This is a genomic window from Streptomyces sp. NPDC059832, assembly GCF_042731715.1.
Lineage (GTDB): Bacteria > Actinomycetota > Actinomycetes > Streptomycetales > Streptomycetaceae > Streptomyces.
This window is the reverse complement of record NZ_JBHWIY010000001.1, coordinates 85,851-103,093: the sequence shown is the minus strand read 5'-3', so window position 1 is coordinate 103,093 and position 17,243 is coordinate 85,851. Positions and strand designations below refer to the sequence as shown.

Below are 17,243 nucleotides of genomic sequence, written 5' to 3'. Positions count from 1 at the left end.
CTCAAAAGCCTTGTGACCTGCGCTTTTCCGTGAGGGACTGAACAGGGACCCAAAGCCGCCCAGGCCCTCAGTCCCTGTTCAGTCCCTCACGGCCCAGCCAGGACCGACACGCCCGGCCGGCCAACCTGATCAGCTGCTTGTCCAAGGAGCAGGTGCCCCAACTCCCCAGGTGACGAAGGGACTGAAGGGACCCAAGTCGGGAAACGGCTACGCCCGTGCCCAGACCGCTGATGTAGGCTCTGACCTCATTGGAAACTCAGTCCCTTCGGTCCCTTGCCTGACGGTAACAGCGCTGTGACCTGGTCTTTTGCCGAAGGGACTGAACAGGCTATTAGCTCCTCGGCAAGGACGATCAGCGTGCCGCGTCAAAGTGAGACCAGCGTTCCCCGCTCCACGGGAACCGCCAGTCCCTACGACGTTGCCCGCTGGTGCGCCGGAAACGGCTGGCCAGTGCATCCGCTGGCGCCAGGCCGTAAGACCCCGGCCGCCAACTGCCCGACGTGCCGCAACGAGCCCCACAGGCCTCAGGACTGTCCCTGCCATTCCGCAGGCCGGTGGTGCCACGGCTTTCACGCTGCGACCACGAACCTTGCTCTCCTGGACGCCTGGTGGGGGAGGAACCCCACGCTTGGCGTCGGAGTCTCCTGCGGACCGGCAGGCCTTGTCGTCCTCGACATCGATGCCCACAGCGCCGAAGTTCCCGACCGGAACCGGCTCCTGCCCGGCATCCCGATCCACGAGAGCGTCAACCTGGCAGGCCTTGCCTCGGGGTTCGACACCCTCGCCCTGCTGGCCGCCCTCCGCAGCCGGCAAAGCCCAGCAGACGACGACTCCACCCTGCGTGTGCGAACTCCGTCGGGCGGATTGCACGTCTGGTACCGGACACCCCCTGAAGGCCCCCGCTACCGCTCCTCCGTGGGGTCCAGCCCGAAGGCCGCCCTCGCCTGGCAGGTCGATGTCCGGTCCACCGGCGGCTACATCGTGACCCCCGCCACCCGCACCTCCGCCGGCACATACGGCCCGGTCGGCGCAGCCCGGCTTCCCGCCCTCCTGCCCGACTGGCTCGCCGGCGAACTCCAGCGCACGGGCCACCTGGTCGACCACCGGCCCGCCCAGCTTCCGCCACCACGCCCCAGTACCCTGCGCCCAGCCGGTCAGCGCGCCCACCAGCTCCTGGAACCGCTGCTCGGCCAGGTGCTGGACTGCGCGGCCGCCACCGAGGGCACCGCCTTCACCGAGAAACTCAACCGAGCCGCCTACACCGCCGGTGGCCTGATCGCCTCCGGCCACCTCACCGACAGCCAGGCACGCGAGCTGCTGACCGCGGCCGCCGACGCTGCTCGGCCGCATCGCAGCCGCCACAGCCTTTCCGTCATCACCTCTGCCCTGTCCGCCGGCGCAAGCCGGCCGCTCCATCTCAAAGGACGCCCATGAGCAGCGCCGACAGCCCGCGCTTCGACGCCACTGCCGCAGCGCAGCAGATGCTCGATCTCGAAGGCCAGGCGGAACACCCCAGCCTGCCGGCCCAGCAGAGGGCCGCCACCACGGCCGTCCACGAGCCATCGGCGCAGTCGGGCCGGCTCCCCGGGCTGCTCACCGACCGGGGCAACGCCAAGCTGTTCGCGGTGATGTTCGGCGACCAGTTCCGCCACGTGGAAGGCCTTGGCTGGTACCACTGGGACCAGTACCGCTGGAAGCGCACCGGAGGCGAGAAGGCCGCCGTATGGGCGGCGGGTGATCTGGCCGAGCAGATGCCCGCCACTGACCCGACCGGCCAGTTCACCAACCGCGAGCTCGCTTCCCACCGCCGACGCTCCATGTCGACCCCGGGTATCAAGGCCATGCTCACCCAGGCCAAAGCCTCCCCGGCACTCGCTCTGGACCCCGACGTCCTGGACGGCGACCCCTACGCCCTGTGCACCCCGGCCGGCGTCGTCGACCTCCATACCGGCCACCTCCACAAGCCCGACCCCGAAGCAGACATGCACTCCCGGGCCACCAGCGTCGCCCCCGAGACGATGCCCACCCCTCGCTGGCACCGCTTCCTCCACGACACCTTCGGCGACGACGCCAAGGGCGAGGAGACCATCCACTTCCTCCACCTGCTCCTCGGCTACTCCGTCACCGGCGACGTCGGAGCCCAGGTCCTGCCCTTCCTCTACGGCACCGGCGCCAACGGCAAGTCCGTGCTGCTCGACGTCATGACCCAGATCCTCGGCGACTACGCCCAGGCCGCCCCGCCCGGCTTCCTCATGGAGAAGGGCAAGTTCTCCGAGCACTCCACCGAACTCACCGAACTACACGGCCGGCGCATCGTCGTGTGCTCCGAACTGAAACCCAACGACAAGTTCGACGAATCCCGGGTCAAGCTCCTGACCGGCGGCGACCGCATCATGGCCCGCCGCATGCGCCAGGACTTCTTCAGCTTCAACCCCACCCACAAACTCTGGCTGCTCGGGAACCACCGCCCTGAAGTCGGAACCGGCGGCCACGCCTTCTGGCGCAGGATCCGCCTGATCCCTTTCGAACGCGTCGTACCCGCCGCTCGCAAGATCGACAACCTGGCCAAGGAACTCGTCCAGAGCGAGGGCCCCGGCATTCTGCAGTGGCTCATCGAAGGTGCCCAGCACTACCTCGACACCCGCGACCCTCTCGCCGGGCCCGCGACCGTCCGCATCGCCACCGAGGCCTACGCCACCACCGAAGACCACATCGGCCGTTTTCTCACCGAGTGCTGCACCACCGAGAACGGCGACCGCGCCGCCGAACGTGGCCCGGCCGACCTCCGCGTCGAACAAGGCCTGCTGTACGCCACGTACAGCAGCTGGTGCAGCGCCGGTGAGGGCATCCGACCCGCCACCGCCCGCGCCTTCGCCACCCGAGTGCGTCAGGAACTCTCCCTCGCCTCACCCGCCGACATGATGAAGTCCAGCGGCAAGAAGTACTACCCCGGCCTCGGACTTCTCACCGACGACGAACCGCAGGCCGGCCGTGCCTGACCGGAGCGCCCGACACGCATCCGCCAACCCGGCTTACCATGAGTACGGTGCCCCCGCCAGGGATCGTGCTCACCACATCCACCCAGGCCCGCAACTGGCCATCGACAACGAAAAGGGGCTGCAGCCATGAGCTCGCTGCTGAACGAGAGCGACCTCCGCCACGAGAGCGCCGTGGTGTGGCTGGAGAACCCCGACGACCTCGACTACGTACGCCAGGCGCTCGACAAGACCGCCCGCCGCCGCGGCAAGCCCCGCTACGAACGTGACGGGCGCATGGTCGGCTACACCGAACTCGACGCCCAAGCCGAAGCCGACCCCGACAGCGGCCTCCAGCTCCGCCGCGTCTTCTTCCTTCTCCCGCACGACCGCGACGCCAACCCCGACGGGCCGTACCACGAAGGCGCCCCGGGTGAAGCCGTCGATCCCCGCACCATCGCCCCCAAGCGCGTGGGCGACAAAACCCCCCGCTCTCAACGCGGCCCCGCCGCGGCGATAGCGGCCCCCGGTACCTGAACCCTTGGTGAGACCGGGCGCGGTCCCGCGCGGACTCCCAGCACAGGGTGTTGCGGACGGCTCCAGCGCGTCGCCGGGCACAGGAGCCCCAGTCGGCGCACGGTGTCGAGCAGATCGACTGACCTGCGCGGACCGGCTGGGGCGAGACGCGTGGAGTCGGGTTATCGAGCCAGACCGCAGATCTCAGTACGGGCTCAGGTCACCGCCATCGACGGCGCGATGCCGGGCCACTACACCGACGCGGGACGCGGGCCGGAGGCCCGCTCGTGCGCGGGCTGGTTACAGGCCGAGGGCCTGGGCGGCGAGTTCGGTGCCCTGTACGCGGGCTCCGATCTTGGCGAAGGCCGTCTCCCGCGAGGTCGAGGCGTCGTCGGCCCAGGGGGCGAAGCCGGCGTCGTCGCAGGTGCCGAGTTGGTCGGTGGGGATGTGACGGGCGGCTTGCCGGACGCGATCACGTACCTCGTCGGGGGTTTCGATCCTCGGGTCGATCGGGTCGATGACGCCGACATCGGTGCCAATGCGGAAGAGATGGACCCGCTGCAGGCCCTTCTGGCCCCGGTCGCCCCCGGCGTGAAGACCGCCTGGCACTGATCGGGCCGATCCGCGCCGGGCCTGCTGGGGCTCCCTCCGGCGGCACGTGACTGCCAACGAGCTGGATGTCTGTTGCCATGCCGTCGGCTTCGAAGCCGACAGGCCCGGGTTTTTTTGGGGGGCGAGCGTTCACCGAACGGCATGGTGACCGTTCGGCGAACGGAGCCGCAACAGGCTCTCAGGCAGTGGGCGGGTGGTCAGGGAAGGGGACTGCGTATCGCGGTTCGCGGTTCGCGGTGATGCGGGCGTGGCGCAGGAGCTCACGGATGATGCCCGCGTTGCCCATGGCCCAGCCGGTGGCGGGGAGGAGGTCACTGGGCGTTTCACGGTGTTCGACGTTGGACCAGTGGATGCCGTTGGCGTCGGTCGTCGCGCGGGCCGCGAGGTCGGCGACGAGGACGTCGGCGAAGTCGTGGCCGTCGCCGCGTTCGACCTGGCGGTCGCATGCGAGTGCGAGGACGCCGGCGGTGCCGCAGCAGCGGCCGTTGTTGTCCCAGAAGCCGGGGCGGATCCGCCGTGGGATACCGGAGTTGACGAGTGTGCGCCAGCAGCGGTCGACGAGGGCGGGCCAGACGGGATCGTCGGGCAGGATGTGGCTCAGGAGGCGGAACACCTGGGCGTCGCCGGCCGTGCCGTGGCACCAGCCGTAGTTATGGCGTTCGATCTTCTCGTGTTGCTGTTGCGGGTCGGAGTGCGCGACGAAGCCATCCGGGCCGGCTTCGTTGCGGGAGACGACATCGGCGGCGCCGGCCAGTGCGAGGTCGACGAGGTCGGGGCGGTCGGCGGCCCGGCCGACGGCGGCGAGCGCGTAGACGATGCCGAGGGTGCCGTGCGACATGTGGTGCATGCGGGGTACCGCGCCGGTCCGGATCTCCCACTGGACGCCGGCGGTGGTGGGTTCGGCAGTGTGCAGGTAGCGGTTGACGGCCAGTTGGGCGAGGTCGAGGTCGCCGCACTCCAGTGCGGCGAGCGCTATGCCGGCGTTGCCGACGATCAGCTCGAAGCAGTCGTTCCACCCTGCGCCGTCGTAACGGGACCGCAGGATGTCCAGAGCACGGTCGGCGGACGCCCCCGCCACGGTGTCGCCGAGCACACGGTGCACACCCCGCAGGGCGACGGCCATTCCGGCCACCCCCGTGTAGAGGCCGCTGTTCTCCCAGTCTTCGACCGCGTCAGCGACGCTGCGGGCACCGCGCAGGGCCGCGTCCGCGTACCGGTGGTCGGCGAAGTACCGCCATGCGTCGAGGAGGGTTGGCAGCACCCCCGAAGTCCCGCTGTACAGAATCGGTGTGACCTGGTCGTCGGCGAGGGTGTCCGGCCAGGCCGAGCCGTTGTCGACGTCCCGGGCAGCCCTCAGCAGCCACTCCAGGGCTCCGACGGCAAGTGACTCCGCGTCGCTCGGTGCATTAGGGATCATCGCCCCAGCGTTCCACAGAGGTTGAGGTGTGGGAGTGGGTCCCTTTGAGCTCTGTCAGCTCAGGGCTTCGGAGTCCGGCCCGGCTCAGTTGGGAGCGCACGGCGCGTTCGGAGTGTCTGGTGCGCTCGGAGTGCCCGGTGCATGATGTGAAATCCCACCAGTCCCGGCGCCGTGTACGTCGCCCGGCGTCATCCGGGTATCGCCCCGGGCAGGCACGCAAAAGCGTGCCCGCCGGTGCTACTCGCGTCAGCGCGCCGGAGGGCCACCGTTCTGGCCGGAGCCCGTCAGGACGTACAACAGCAGGGTCATCACTTCAGCGGCGACGAGCAGAGCGACGCCGATGTCCGGGTTCGCCGGTCCGCGCCCGTCCGCCCGCGCGCTGAATCCCGGGTATCCGCCGGATGTCAGCCCGCCGATCTTGAGCGCCACCCCGCAGGGAGCCGTCGCTGCCCCTCCGGGGTGAAGGTGAAGCTCTGGCGGAAGGGTCCGGTTCCGAAGCGCACGGCGAGCAGCAGGGGCTCTTCGTGCTCAGGTGGCCATGATTGCCCGGTTCCCGGAGCACTGCCGTTCCAGAGATGGAAGGACACCATCGGTTCCTCCGGGTTCTCGGTCAGGTAGCCGAGGGTCTTGCCATACAAGGGGTTGGTCCCGCCGAACAGCATGGACGGGGAACCGAACTCGTCGACGACGTCCGCCCACACGCGGTCCTCGCCCGCCCATTGGCGGACCGAACCCTGCAAGGCTGCGTATTCGTCGGAGCCCAGCACGCGGTCGGGCTTGAGCCAGCCGCGGCGGTGCGCGAACTCGGCATACACCGAGGCCATGCCGTACTCGTAGTAGCTGTCCGGGATCAGATCGCGGAACGCGCCCGCGACGCCGATGTTGGACCAGGCGCCGCGCTCTTCCCAGACCCGCTGCTGCTCGGCCAGGGCCTCGGGCCGGCACTCCACGAACAGCAGATGATCCACCAGGATGCGCAAGCCCAGCTCATTCCCGAACATTCCGGGACGACGCAGGGCGAGATTCAACTGACCGACGAGATAGGCACGTACCTCGTCGGAGGCTGCAAGCGATCGGGAAGTGGGCACCCGACAGTCTCCCGCAAATGCCGCCGGATCGCGGTCATGGGCCGATGCCAGGACATCCGCCATCCGGCCCCGATCCAGGTCCGTCGCCCACTCCCGGTTCTCCACCGTTTTCCACTGTTCTTCACTGCGTCAGCGGGTTCTTCGGGGAGCCGCGAACCCGCTGGTTCGATCCGTTGTGGGTGACCCTGCCGGTGAGTTCCCTCGACCCGGAAAACCAGCAGAACCTCACTGCACGCGAGGACTTCCGGCGCGACTGTGACATCGAGCAGCCCAGCGGGTGGTGAAGCGCCTCCCGGGGGCGGCGGACCTGCCCCGCATCAGTGTGCTGATCCACACCGGGAACACGACGTACTACCCACTGGACGAGACGGCGCCCGTGCACAAGACGATGGGCGAGGGCCGGGGGGAGGTCGTGTGCCGCACCGACGAGCGGGGCCGGCGCCGGGTGGTGCGCATGGTCTACGAGGTCGTCGTGCCGTTCGTCGGCTCAGCCGACGTTCTGTGTGCCGAAACGCAGGCCGTCGAGGTCGACCCGACAGGCGACGCAGGCCCTCCAGCCCTGGACCGGAGCGATGTGCTCAGCCGGTCCTGGTGGCGAAGGGGCCGCCGTCGCCGAACGCGAGCCGCCCGAAGTTCTCGCCGATACGGCGGTGAGCCGCGGGATCAGGGTGGATCTCGTCAGGCAGCGGGAATTCGGCGTAGTCCTTCTCCCCGTACAGGTCACGGCCGTCGAGGTAGTACAGCTTCGGATCGTCGGCCGCCCGCTGTTCGACGATCCGGGCGAGTTCGTCGCGGATGATGTTGAGCGTCAGGCGCCCGGCGGCGCGTTCAGCCGGATCGCCCGTGGCCTTGAACCGCAAGGTCCCGCCGTCGAAGTCGGGCATGAGGGGGCCGGGGGTGTCCTCCTGGACCGGGCACAGGATGGGCGACACGACCAGCAGTGGCGTGGCCGGGTGCCCCTCGCGGATGGTGTCGAGGAATCCGTGCACCGCAGGGCCGAAGGCACGCAGGCGCATCACATCGCTGTTGACGACATTGATGCCGATCTTCAGGCTGATCAGGTCCGCGGGGGTGTCCCGCATCGCACGGGCGGTGAACGGGTCGAGCAGCGCGCCGCCGCCGAACCCCATGTTGACCAGCTCCACTTCGCCCCGGGCGGCTGCCAGGGCCGGCCAGATGGCAGTCGGGTGGGTGGCGTTCGAGCCGTGGCTGATGGAGCTGCCGTGGTGCAGCCACACCCTGCGCCCGCGGTCCGGCGCCGGCTCGATGGGGGCATCGGTGCGCAGGGCGATCAGCTCGGTGACCTCTGTATGCGGAAGCCAGATCTCGATGTCCTTGTCATGCGTGGGTAGACCGGTGAACCGGGCGGTGCAGACAGGCCCTTCGGACAGCTCGGAGGACTGGGTGACCATGTCGGTGATCGTGCGCACGTTTCCGCCGGCCACCGTGGCCTGGGCAGCGAGCCGGCCATCGACCAGCAGGTCGTACACGCCGTCGGGCGGGGCCGGGAAACCTCGGTAGACCCGCTTGGTGGGCAGCGTGTCCAGAGTGATGTTCGTGGCCCGGGTACGGAAAGCCAACCGCACGCCGGAGGGCTGGGCCTCGGCCGTGGCCAGTTGGTTGTCGGGGATCTGCCGTCGAGACCGAGCGGGCAGCCGATGCGGCAGCAGACCGTGTGCGGTCGTTTCCACGTCGAGGTGACCGCGCAAGATGTCCGCGGTGACAGGTGTGGTGATCCAGTCGTGCTCAGTGTGCATTGCCTCAGCCTTGCTCAAGGTTTTCAGTATCAGATGATTTGGCACCCGGCATCAGATGCTTCGGCGCCCCGGTATCAGATGCTTCGGCGCCCGGCGCGGGCGACCGCCTCCGGCGGTGCGGCCCTCATCCGGTCAGTGTGCAGCGCGGTTTCGCAGCAGGGTGTCGAGGGAGTCCACGATCCAGGCCCAGGATTCCTGCGCGTCGGGGGCGCTGTGCTCGAAGCCTCCGGCCAGCTCCAGGCTGACGTAGCCGTGGAACACGCTGCCCAGCATCCGGACCGCGTGCGTCTGGTCCGGCTCCGTCAGGTCGTAGCCGCGCAGGATCGCCCGCGTCATCTGTGCGTGCCGCACCCCGGCGCTGGCGGCCGCCGTCTCGGGATCGAGCCTGAGGCGGGCGGCGGCGTAGCGGCCAGGGTGCTCCCGGGCGTAGTCGCGGTAGGCATCCGCGAAGGCGGCCAGGGCGTCCTTGCCGGCACGTCCGGCCACGGCATCGGCGACCCGGTCGGCGAGTTCCTCCAGCGCGAACAGCGCGATCCTGGTCTTGAGCTCCTGGGAGTTCTTCAGGTGCGAGTACAGACTCGCGACCTTGACGTCGAACCGCCGGGCGAGCGCCGAGACGGTCACGTGATCGAAACCGACCTCATCGGCCAGCTCCGCCCCCGCCAGGGTCAGGCGCTCCGGTGTCAGCCCTACTCTAACCATAATCTTCCTCCGATCTGGCGATAACCATTATGCATTTGCCTAAAGGTTTTAGGCAAACTAGCCTGCGGTTTATGAGACCTCTGACCGAGCGGGAGATCCGCACCGCCTTCGTGAACTGCACCAAGGGCGAGGCCAAGCGCCTGTCCATCCCTCACGACCTCGCCGAGCGGCCCTGGGACGACCTGGACTTCCTCGGCTGGCGGGACCCCCAGGCCCCTCACCGGGCCTACCTCGCCACCGAGCTGGACGGCCGTCCGACGGCACTCGCCCTGCGCTGCCCCACCAACACCCCCTGGCAAACGCGGAGCAGCATGTGCTCGATGTGCTTGACCACCCACACCGGCGGTGTCTCACTGATGGTCGCCGCGAAAGCAGGCAAGGCGGGACAGCAGGGCAACTCGGTGGGCGCCTACATATGCAGCGACCTCGCCTGCCCGCTGTACGTGCGAGGCAGGAAAGACGCGGGCATCGGTGCGCGGCTCCACGAGTCGCTCACCTTGGAGGAGAAGATCCTGCGGACCGTTACGAACGTCACGGCGTTCATCGCCAAGGTGACCGCATGATGTCTTCGCAAGCTCGGGCGACCATCGTGCGGCTGCCGTACCCCACCGGGTAGTCGACGAAGCGCTCGTCGGCCAGGTCGGACACGGCTCCGACTGGGTGGGGCGCAAGCGGGTCCTGCTCGCGAGGGTCGTAGTCGAAGTGGTCGCCTGCGGTACGGGCCTCCTCGCGACGGCGATGGAGACGAGGAACCTGGCCCTGTTCCTGATCTCCGCGGTCGTCCTCGGGGCCGGCGCCGGAGTGCTTTTCAAGTCCTCCATCGGCCGCGCGATGCGGGTCTCGAAGCCCGAGCAGCGGGCGAGGCGACGGCGGCTCTGTTCCTCGTCTCCTATACGGGGCTTGTCGCTTATGCGGGGCTTGTCGTTCCTGCTGTCGCCGTCGGCATCGCGACCCAGTAGGTGTCGCCCACGACGGCGATGCTCTGGTTCTCGGTCGCTGTCGGAGCCGTACTGGTGGGGATCGCTCTCCTGGCACGTGCGGCGCAGCGCGCCGACCAGCGCTCCGTAGCCCCGACGGCAGCCGCTGCGACCCGGTAGCCGATGAAGGTGTCGATAGGCCCGGACGCCGTACGGCGCGGCGCGGCGTGCTCCGTCGCCGGCAGTCAAGGACTCCTCGTGCTGCGCAGCCAGCCGTAGGATCGCCGACGTCTTGAGGCGGTCAACTCCTTGATCGGCTCGTCGCGTGCCACAACCCGCACGGCCAGCTCCCCGTTCGCCTTCTTGAGGTGCTCGATGCGGGCCTTGCGCGGGCCGACGATCTGTCCGGCTGCCTGCAGCTCTCGCAGTTGCCTGCCGAGCCCCACAGCCAGGTGCAGGCCAGGGCCGGACATCACCTTGTGGGGGGCGTCCGTGTTCCGGGCGAGCGGGGCCGTTACCCCGGGAAGGGGACGACCGTCTGTCCGCCGGTCAGCGCGTTGAGCTGTGCGGCCGCGTCGTCGTCGAGGAAGAAGAGCGTCATGGCCTGGCCGTTGTGCCGGACGTGGAAGCGCCGGTCCCCGTGTTCCAGCTCGTCGATGAGATAGCTCACGACCATCAAGTCGGCCCAGTCGTCCCTGACTTCGATGGGCCAGTTGACCCGCCGGCCGTCGGCCGTGTATTCGATCCACGCCTCCTCCGCGCCGAGGTCGACGTGGTCCCGCAGGCCGGACAGGGCGTCCGGCAGGCCGGCGATCCGGCACAGCTGCCGGGCGATGGCCACGTACGAACCCCGGCCGCGGACGCACTCGGTGTCGAAGTGCCAGGCCCGGTCGCAGAACCACCGTTCCCACGGCTCGTCCTCGACCGCGCAGCCCAGCGCGAACAGCACCAGGTCGAACGGCTTGCGCTCGTATCCTTCCCGCGGCCACGAGTACAGCAACTCGTCCACGGTCCGGCCGGCCGCGAGCGGCAGCCCCAGTTCCGCCAGCCTGTCCAGCTGATCTTCAAGACGCATGACCGGGATCGTAACCACTACCTCGGACAACGCCCCCGGACGCTGTGAGGCTGGCTCCGCACCCGGGGTGCTTCACCGCCTGATTCATCCTCGCGCTGGTCGTGTGCGGCAGTCTGCGGAGCAGATCGATTGGCAGCGTGTGTTTCGACATGGACGTTCAGGATGGGAAGACCAATGTCCGTTTGCGTGGCTCCGTCCTGGTCGGGTGCGGTGCGTGCGACGTACGTCAACGGGTTTCACGCAAGGTGGATGAGCACCTGACCGTGAGCTCCTTCAGCCCGCACCGCCTCGACCAGGCCTCGGTGGCTCGGCCCGTGGTCGGCCCCGCCGAACACGCACTTACAGTTTGCGGATCGATGCGGGGTGAGGAACGGTTCGGGCCGTGTAGAAGGATGGCCGGAGTCGGCCGGTCAGCGCCAGGAAGGCGACGAACGCGCCTGTGACGATCCAGCCGGGCCATCCGGCCATGCTCATGTGCAGGGGATCCAGTGCCGCCTTGGAATCGGCGAACTCCGTGACCATGGCGACACTCACCGAACTCACGAACGCATGGCCGATGACGGCGGGTACGACCGAGCCGGAGCGCAGACGCAGCCATGTGAAGACGGGCAGGATGAGGAGGCAACTCACCAGCATGGCGGGCACCGACACATACCAGGGCCGACCTGGGTACTGGCCGCCCATCAGCAGCGTGGGCAGGTGCCACAGGGCGAAGGCCGCGCCGGTGATGGCGTACGCCCGTATCAGGCTCCGGCGGTCACCGTCCTGTGCGAGGCGTGGGAAAAGGTAGCCCTGCCAGCCCAGTTCCTCGCCGAAGAACAGTGGAAGCGACACCAGCATGTTCAGCACCGCTGCGGCCGCCCACGCGCCGAGCCCGTTCCAGTGCACTCCACCGAACGGGTAGCGGCCGGCGAAGGTGCCGATGACAAGAGCAGCCGTGGTGAGGCCGGCGGGGACGACGAAAGCCATCAGGCACGCCCGTGCAGCACGCCCCCAGGGCTTCGTCCAGCGCAGGGCGAGCGTGTCCCGCACCCGGCCGCTGCGCTCGACATAGCGGACGACGAGGATTGCGGCGAGGGCAGGCGCCAACATCGCGGCCGCGATGCACACCTGCTCCAGCGCACCAGTCTCCTCGCGTGCGTCGCCGCGCTGGTAACCGCTGGCCAGGAGTGGTGACATGGCCGCCCACATGCCGATGTAAGCGACTCCGAGGAAGATGAAAAGACCACGTCGCCGGTTGACGAGCGGTAGGTGCCTGGTTGAGAACGTCATGACGTCGAACCTACGGATCGGCGCAGCAGCGAGGAATCCAGCTGGAGCGCGTATCGACAGTGGAGCCAGCTCCCCTTCCTGCAGGGAGACCTCTCCACCCATCGAAGACAGTCAGCGGTTGACTTCGAGGTTCGTCAGGACCAGTTGAGCGCGCAGGAGGGTGGGGAAAGCGCGCAGGAGGGTGGGTGACACGAGCGGGTTTGGTGCGGAGTTCGGCTTCCCGTGCAGCGGTTCCAGCTTGCCCCGCATGCTGACATCCACCCCCAGCATCTCGCCGAACTTCCGGGCCATGACCGGTCCGGCGGCCTTCCGCACGGCGGCGAGGATGCGTCGGTAGACCGACGGGAGCGTGCTTCCTCCACGTCCGGCGCGCGGTGCCGGATCAGCATGACCGCCCGACCACCCGCCTGGCCGGGTACCGGCGTGGCCGAAGCGCGCTCGTCGGCCGGCGCTCGCTCACCCGCTCAAGGACGCGTTCGGCGACGGCGAGTTCGTCCCGCTCGGCCCTTACTCTCGCCAGCCCTTGGCCAGCGACTTCGAGTTGGCGGAGGCGCAGTGCGAGCCGGGTCCCGGCCGTCGCCCCATGGTTTTCAGACGAACGGTCGCTGCGTGGGTGACATCGACGAGCTGGCCGTCCAGGGCGCCGCCGACGAACTCGACGTACTCGCGGCCGGGCTGCTCGTAGGGTCGGGGTCGTCGTGGTCCGATCCGTACACCCGTCGCCGCGGCAGTCCAGTCATGCGGTCAGGCCGGCACCGGCCGCCCGGCGACGTCATCCATTTGTGACTGAGCGCTCCAGCCGGCCCGGCTGGTCGACTGGAGCGCTCACAGGAGGTGCTGGGCGGCGCGGTCGCCGGAGGTGAGGTACCGCCCTGGCGTTTGGTCAGTGGTCGGCGAGGAGTTCGAGCGTATCGATCACGCGGTTCGAGAAGCCCCACTCGTTGTCGTACCAGGCGACCACCTTGACGTGGCGCCCGTCGACGCGGGTAAGGGCCGAGTCGAAGATCGACGAAGCGGGATTGCCCGTGATGTCGGACGACACGAGCGGGTCGTCCGAGTACTCGAGTACGCCGGCGAGCGGCCCCTCCGCTGCGACGCGGTAGGCAGCCAGCACCTCGTCGCGCGTCACGTCGCGGGCGACGGTTGTGTTGAGTTCGACGATCGAGCCCACCGGGACCGGCACGCGGATCGAGTCCCCCGACAGCTTGCCGTCGAGGTTCGGCAGTACGAGGCCGATCGCCTTGGCGGCGCCCGTCGTGGTCGGCACGATGTTGACAGCGGCGGCACGGGCCCGGCGGGCGTCACGGTGCGGACCGTCGTGCAGGTTCTGTTCCTGCGTGTAGGCGTGCACCGTCGTCATGAAGCCGTGCTCGATGCCGGCGAGGTCGTCGAGCACCGCGGCCAGCGGTGCCAGCGCGTTGGTCGTGCACGAGGCGTTCGAGATGATGGTGTGCACGTCCGGGTCGTACGCATCCGTGTTGACCCCGAACGCGAGCGTGACGTCGGCGCCGTCCGACGGAGCACTGACGAGCACCTTCTTCGCGCCCGCGTCGAGGTGGCCGCGGGCGGCCTTGGCCGACGTGAAGCGGCCGGTCGCCTCAAGCACGATGTCCACGCCGAGCTCGGCCCACGGCAGCTGCGCCGGTTCGCGCTCGGCGAGCACCGTGATCCGACGGCCCGCTACAACGAGGGCGTCCCCGTCGACGGTCACCGGGCGACCGAGCCGGCCGGCCGTCGTGTCGTAGGCGAGCAGCCGCGCGAGGGAGACGGGCTCCGTGAGGTCGTTGACGGCGACGACCGTGAGGTCGCTGTCGCGCTCCAGCAGCGCGCGGAACACGTTGCGTCCGATGCGGCCGAATCCGTTGATGGCGATGCGAGTCATGAATGGTGTCCCTTCGGTTCACCATCAATTTCGCGTGCTGCATCCGCCCGCGACAGCGGCACGATCGCCACGGTTCAAAAGGATCTCGCCACGTGGCAGCGGGCTACTCGCCCTGGGTGAAGGTGCGCCGGTACTCGCTCGGCGTCGTGCCGAGGATCCGCTGAAAGTGCAACCGCAGATTGGCACCGGTGCCGAGACCGACGTCGGTGGCGATCTGCTCGACGCTCCGCTCCGAAGATTCGAGCTGCTCACGGGCCAGGTCGACGCGGGCGCGCATGACCCACTGCATCGGCGTGTATCCCGTGTCCTCGACGAAGCGACGCGAGAACGTGCGCGGCGACACCGCCGCATGCCGGGCGAGCGCCTCCAGGGTGAGGGGCTCGCCGAGCCGGTGAAGCGCCCACTCGCGGGTGGCGGCGAACCGCTCGCCGAGTGGCTCGGGCACGCTGCGTGGCACGTACTGCGCCTGACCGCCGCTGCGGTAGGGGGCCGCGACAAGGCGCCGGGCCGCATGGTTCGACGCGGCCACTCCGAGGTCGCCGCGCAGGATGTGCAGGCACAGGTCGATGCCCGAGGCGGCGCCGGCCGACGTCAGCACGCTGCCCTCGTCGACGAACAGAACGTTCTCGTCGACCTGAACGAGCGGATGCCGTGCCACCAGTGCCCGCGTGTAGTGCCAGTGCGTCGTGGCGCGCTTGCCGTCGAGCAGGCCCGTGGCGGCGAGCGCGAAGGCGCCCGTCGAGATGGCGGCGAGCCGCGCGCCCCGGGCATGGGCGGCGATCAGTGCGTCGAGGACGGCCCGCGGGGGGTCGTCGCGGTCCGGGAACCGGTATCCGGGGACGAAGACGATGTCGGCCCACGCAAGTGCGTCGAGGCCGTGGGCGACGCCGTACGACAGACCATCGCCGCCGGTCACGAGACCGGGTGCCGCCCCGCACACCCGCACCTCGTACGGCATGCTCGCGCGGGTCGCGAAGACCTGCGCGGGAATTCCGACATCGAGCGGCTTCGCACCTTCGAGCACAAGTACGGCGACGCGATACAGGCGGGAGGCTGGCACGTGAAAGAGGCTACGTGGGATGTGCCTTCGATACGCCCACCGCGTGGACCAGGCGGATGACACCGGCCGGACCGTCTTCCCCGTCGCGGTCCACCTGCTTCTGGCAGGGTGCTGTCATGAATACGACCCCGGATGGACGTCCGATCCCGCCTGCGCATGCCGACGAACGAGTCATGCTGGAGGCGTGGCTCGACTTTCACCGTGCGACTCTGGCCCTCAAATGCTCGGGCCTCGAAGATGATCAATTGCGACTGACCTCGGCACCGTCGTCGATGACGTTGCTGGGCCTCGTCCAGCACCTGGCCGAGGTGGAGCGCAACTGGTTCCGGCGTGTGTTTGCAGGCCAGGACCTGCCCCCGGTTTTCGGGGAGAGCAATGGCGACGGTTTTGCCCTTGATCCGGACCGAGGATTCGAAGAGGCGGTGACTGCCTGGCAGACGGAGATCGCTCGGGGCCGCGAGCTTGTCGCCGCCGCGTCGCTGGACGATTCCGGGCATCTGTCCGAGCAGGAGGCCGGCCATGTAGGAGATCAGGGAGTTTCCCTGCGCTGGATCATGGTTCACATGATCGAGGAGTACGCGCGTCACAATGGCCATGCCGATCTGATCCGAGAGCGCATCGACGGAGCCGCCGGGGCGTGAGACGCAGTGGCGAGGCGGGAGAGACCGCGCGGGTCGGCCGTCTCCCGGCTCGGCAGGTTCGGCAGGTGTGGAACCACACATCAGTGACGGGGCAGGGGGACGACGCCGCCAGGGTCGTCCCCCTGCCGGTGAGTTCGTGTGAGTTCACGTGAGTTCACGTGATTTTGCTGGTGAGCCGCTGGTTGAGGTCGCGCAATCGGGCGGTGCGGGCCGCGCGCGGATCGGGCTGCCGGCCCGCTGCCCAGACGGTTGCCCGCCGCTTTACGAATTCGTAAATACTCGCCCCGTAAAGGGGAGTTGAACCGTGCAGGAAGGGGCGCGTCCTTCGAGGACCCGCAGCTGAGCGCTGTCCCGTAATCCCTGGTGGATCAGCGTGCGGTGTCAGATGCGATGCATCGCAAGGCGGAGGGACGCCCTGGCTTCGTTGATTTCCAGGAGCAGTGTTTGTCGACGGTCTTCGGAGGCGGTTGGCGATCATGAGGCTCCGAAATGGCGACCAGAAGTGACGGCAGTGCGGTGGTGGGGTCTGAGGAACATCCACGTCAGGGGCGCCTGCCCCCGGGCGGACGCCGGCGGTCACCCCGTTCGCGGTGGCTTGTAGAGGTCGTCAAGGCGGAGTGGCGCGGGCTGGGGCAGGGGTGTGCCGTCCGTCGGCAGGCAGGACTGGAGGAAGTAGGCGAGCAGGCGGCGGGATGCGGCCATGGAGGCCGCCGGGGACTCTCGCACGACGCCGTTGTTGGCCAGGAGCAGGAGGGTGACATCGCTGGGGTCGAAGTCCTCGCGCAGCTGTCCGGTGTCCTTCGCACGCTGTACCAGCTGGGCGAGGGATGCCTCGGCGCGGGCACGCTCACGATGGACGTCGGGCGCGTCGGGAAATTGGGAGAGGAACGCGGCGCTGAACCCGCGGTCCTGGGCCTGCATCGTGCACACCTTGGTGAGGACGTTGCGAAGTCCGTGCCAGGGATCGTCGTCCTGGAGGGCCTCGTCGAGGGCTGCGACGCACTGGCTGAGTTGTTCGGAGAACGCGGCGGCGATCAGCGAGCCGCGTGTCGGGAAGTGCCGGTAGAGGGTGGCGGCACCCACGCCCGCTCTCCGGGCGATTGCGCTGGAGGATACGTCGGTGCCGTTGAGGGCGTACGCCTCGCGGGCGGCCTGGAGGAGCCGGGCGCGGTTGTGCCGGGCGTCGGCTCTCTGCCCCGGGGCGGGGGGGCCGGAGGCGGAGGGGGGCGGGTTCCGAGACAGTTGGGCAGGCATGTCTCCCACTTAATCACAAACGGAAGAGGTCGACCGTTTAGCGGGTTAGCGTGACCTGGTGCCGCGGTGCCCCGC

General features: G+C 68.9%; 18 protein-coding genes and 1 pseudogene. 6 read left to right on the top strand and 13 right to left on the bottom strand.

Translation table 11 applies throughout. The features are described 5' to 3' along the window. The first annotated feature begins 357 nt into the window (after window positions 1-357). The 3 genes from ACFV8T_RS00485 to ACFV8T_RS00475 all read left to right on the top strand — a co-directional run bounded on the left by ACFV8T_RS00485 (window position 358) and on the right by ACFV8T_RS00475 (window position 3,512). Window positions 358-1,434, top strand: coding sequence for a bifunctional DNA primase/polymerase (locus tag ACFV8T_RS00485; RefSeq protein WP_385322929.1), 1,077 nt, complete (start codon window positions 358-360; stop codon window positions 1,432-1,434). After that, window positions 1,431-2,999, top strand: coding sequence for a phage/plasmid primase, P4 family (locus ACFV8T_RS00480; RefSeq protein ID WP_385322927.1), 1,569 nt, complete (start codon window positions 1,431-1,433; stop codon window positions 2,997-2,999). The genes ACFV8T_RS00485 and ACFV8T_RS00480 overlap by 4 nt, the downstream gene beginning before the upstream one ends. A 126-nt stretch (window positions 3,000-3,125) precedes the next feature. Then, on the top strand, window positions 3,126-3,512 hold the full coding sequence (locus ACFV8T_RS00475) for a DUF6009 family protein (protein ID WP_331748673.1): 387 nt from the start codon (window positions 3,126-3,128) through the stop codon (window positions 3,510-3,512). Between the two features lie 279 nt (window positions 3,513-3,791). Here ACFV8T_RS00475 and ACFV8T_RS00470 read toward each other — a convergent pair. The 6 genes and pseudogenes from ACFV8T_RS00470 to ACFV8T_RS00445 form a co-directional block, all read right to left on the bottom strand. Further along, window positions 3,792-4,019, bottom strand: a pseudogene (locus ACFV8T_RS00470) (5-methyltetrahydropteroyltriglutamate--homocysteine methyltransferase); the annotation flags it as partial. Window positions 4,020-4,281: 262 nt separating this feature from the next. Then, complete coding sequence (locus ACFV8T_RS00465; RefSeq protein ID WP_385322926.1) at window positions 4,282-5,520, bottom strand: lanthionine synthetase LanC family protein; 1,239 nt, start codon at window positions 5,518-5,520, stop codon at window positions 4,282-4,284. A 246-nt stretch (window positions 5,521-5,766) separates the two neighbouring features. After that, on the bottom strand, window positions 5,767-5,949 hold the full coding sequence (locus tag ACFV8T_RS00460) for a hypothetical protein (RefSeq protein ID WP_385322924.1): 183 nt from the start codon (window positions 5,947-5,949) through the stop codon (window positions 5,767-5,769). Continuing rightward, entirely contained in the window at window positions 5,925-6,713 is a 789-nt protein-coding gene (locus tag ACFV8T_RS00455) for a hypothetical protein (RefSeq protein ID WP_385322923.1), read from the bottom strand. Before ACFV8T_RS00455 ends, ACFV8T_RS00460 begins: the two co-directional genes overlap by 25 nt. 473 nt (window positions 6,714-7,186) lie before the next feature. Then, entirely contained in the window at window positions 7,187-8,365 is a 1,179-nt protein-coding gene (locus ACFV8T_RS00450) for a GDSL-type esterase/lipase family protein (protein ID WP_385322921.1), read from the bottom strand. 132 nt (window positions 8,366-8,497) lie between these two features. Then, window positions 8,498-9,067: a TetR/AcrR family transcriptional regulator gene (locus ACFV8T_RS00445; RefSeq protein ID WP_385322919.1), complete on the bottom strand. Its 570-nt coding sequence runs from the start codon at window positions 9,065-9,067 to the stop codon at window positions 8,498-8,500. A gap of 71 nt (window positions 9,068-9,138) precedes the next feature. Here ACFV8T_RS00445 and ACFV8T_RS00440 point away from each other — a divergent pair, with 71 nt between their 5' ends. Then, window positions 9,139-9,630 (top strand): FBP domain-containing protein, encoded by a 492-nt coding sequence (locus tag ACFV8T_RS00440; protein ID WP_385322917.1) that lies wholly within the window; start codon window positions 9,139-9,141, stop codon window positions 9,628-9,630. Between the two features lie 599 nt (window positions 9,631-10,229). On the opposite strand, the gene ACFV8T_RS00435 is transcribed toward ACFV8T_RS00440, so the two are convergent. The 4 genes from ACFV8T_RS00435 to ACFV8T_RS00420 form a co-directional block, all read right to left on the bottom strand. Further along, window positions 10,230-10,457 (bottom strand): hypothetical protein, encoded by a 228-nt coding sequence (locus ACFV8T_RS00435; protein WP_385322916.1) that lies wholly within the window; start codon window positions 10,455-10,457, stop codon window positions 10,230-10,232. Between the two features lie 41 nt (window positions 10,458-10,498). Beyond that, entirely contained in the window at window positions 10,499-11,059 is a 561-nt protein-coding gene (locus ACFV8T_RS00430; protein WP_385322914.1) for a hypothetical protein, read from the bottom strand. A gap of 339 nt (window positions 11,060-11,398) precedes the next feature. Then, window positions 11,399-12,331 carry a CPBP family intramembrane glutamic endopeptidase gene (locus tag ACFV8T_RS00425; RefSeq protein WP_385322913.1) on the bottom strand — a complete coding sequence of 311 codons (933 nt, stop codon included), beginning with the start codon at window positions 12,329-12,331 and terminating at the stop codon, window positions 11,399-11,401. Window positions 12,332-12,442: 111 nt separating this feature from the next. Next, on the bottom strand, window positions 12,443-12,646 hold the full coding sequence (locus ACFV8T_RS00420; protein WP_385322911.1) for a hypothetical protein: 204 nt from the start codon (window positions 12,644-12,646) through the stop codon (window positions 12,443-12,445). A gap of 294 nt (window positions 12,647-12,940) precedes the next feature. Between ACFV8T_RS00420 and ACFV8T_RS00415 the strand changes: the two genes are divergently transcribed. After that, window positions 12,941-13,117 (top strand): hypothetical protein, encoded by a 177-nt coding sequence (locus tag ACFV8T_RS00415; RefSeq protein WP_385322909.1) that lies wholly within the window; start codon window positions 12,941-12,943, stop codon window positions 13,115-13,117. Window positions 13,118-13,214: 97 nt separating this feature from the next. Here the strand turns inward: ACFV8T_RS00415 and gap are convergent, their stop codons facing one another. Both gap and ACFV8T_RS00405 read right to left on the bottom strand, forming a co-directional pair. After that, window positions 13,215-14,213, bottom strand: coding sequence for a type I glyceraldehyde-3-phosphate dehydrogenase (gap, locus tag ACFV8T_RS00410; RefSeq protein WP_385322907.1), 999 nt, complete (start codon window positions 14,211-14,213; stop codon window positions 13,215-13,217). 103 nt (window positions 14,214-14,316) lie between these two features. Continuing rightward, on the bottom strand, window positions 14,317-15,273 hold the full coding sequence (locus ACFV8T_RS00405) for a GlxA family transcriptional regulator (protein ID WP_385322905.1): 957 nt from the start codon (window positions 15,271-15,273) through the stop codon (window positions 14,317-14,319). Window positions 15,274-15,389: 116 nt separating this feature from the next. Here ACFV8T_RS00405 and ACFV8T_RS00400 point away from each other — a divergent pair, with 116 nt between their 5' ends. Continuing rightward, complete coding sequence (locus tag ACFV8T_RS00400) at window positions 15,390-15,914, top strand: DinB family protein (RefSeq protein ID WP_385322903.1); 525 nt, start codon at window positions 15,390-15,392, stop codon at window positions 15,912-15,914. Between the two features lie 576 nt (window positions 15,915-16,490). Here ACFV8T_RS00400 and ACFV8T_RS00395 read toward each other — a convergent pair. Then, entirely contained in the window at window positions 16,491-17,168 is a 678-nt protein-coding gene (locus ACFV8T_RS00395; protein ID WP_385322901.1) for a TetR/AcrR family transcriptional regulator, read from the bottom strand. Window positions 17,169-17,243 lie beyond the last annotated feature (75 nt).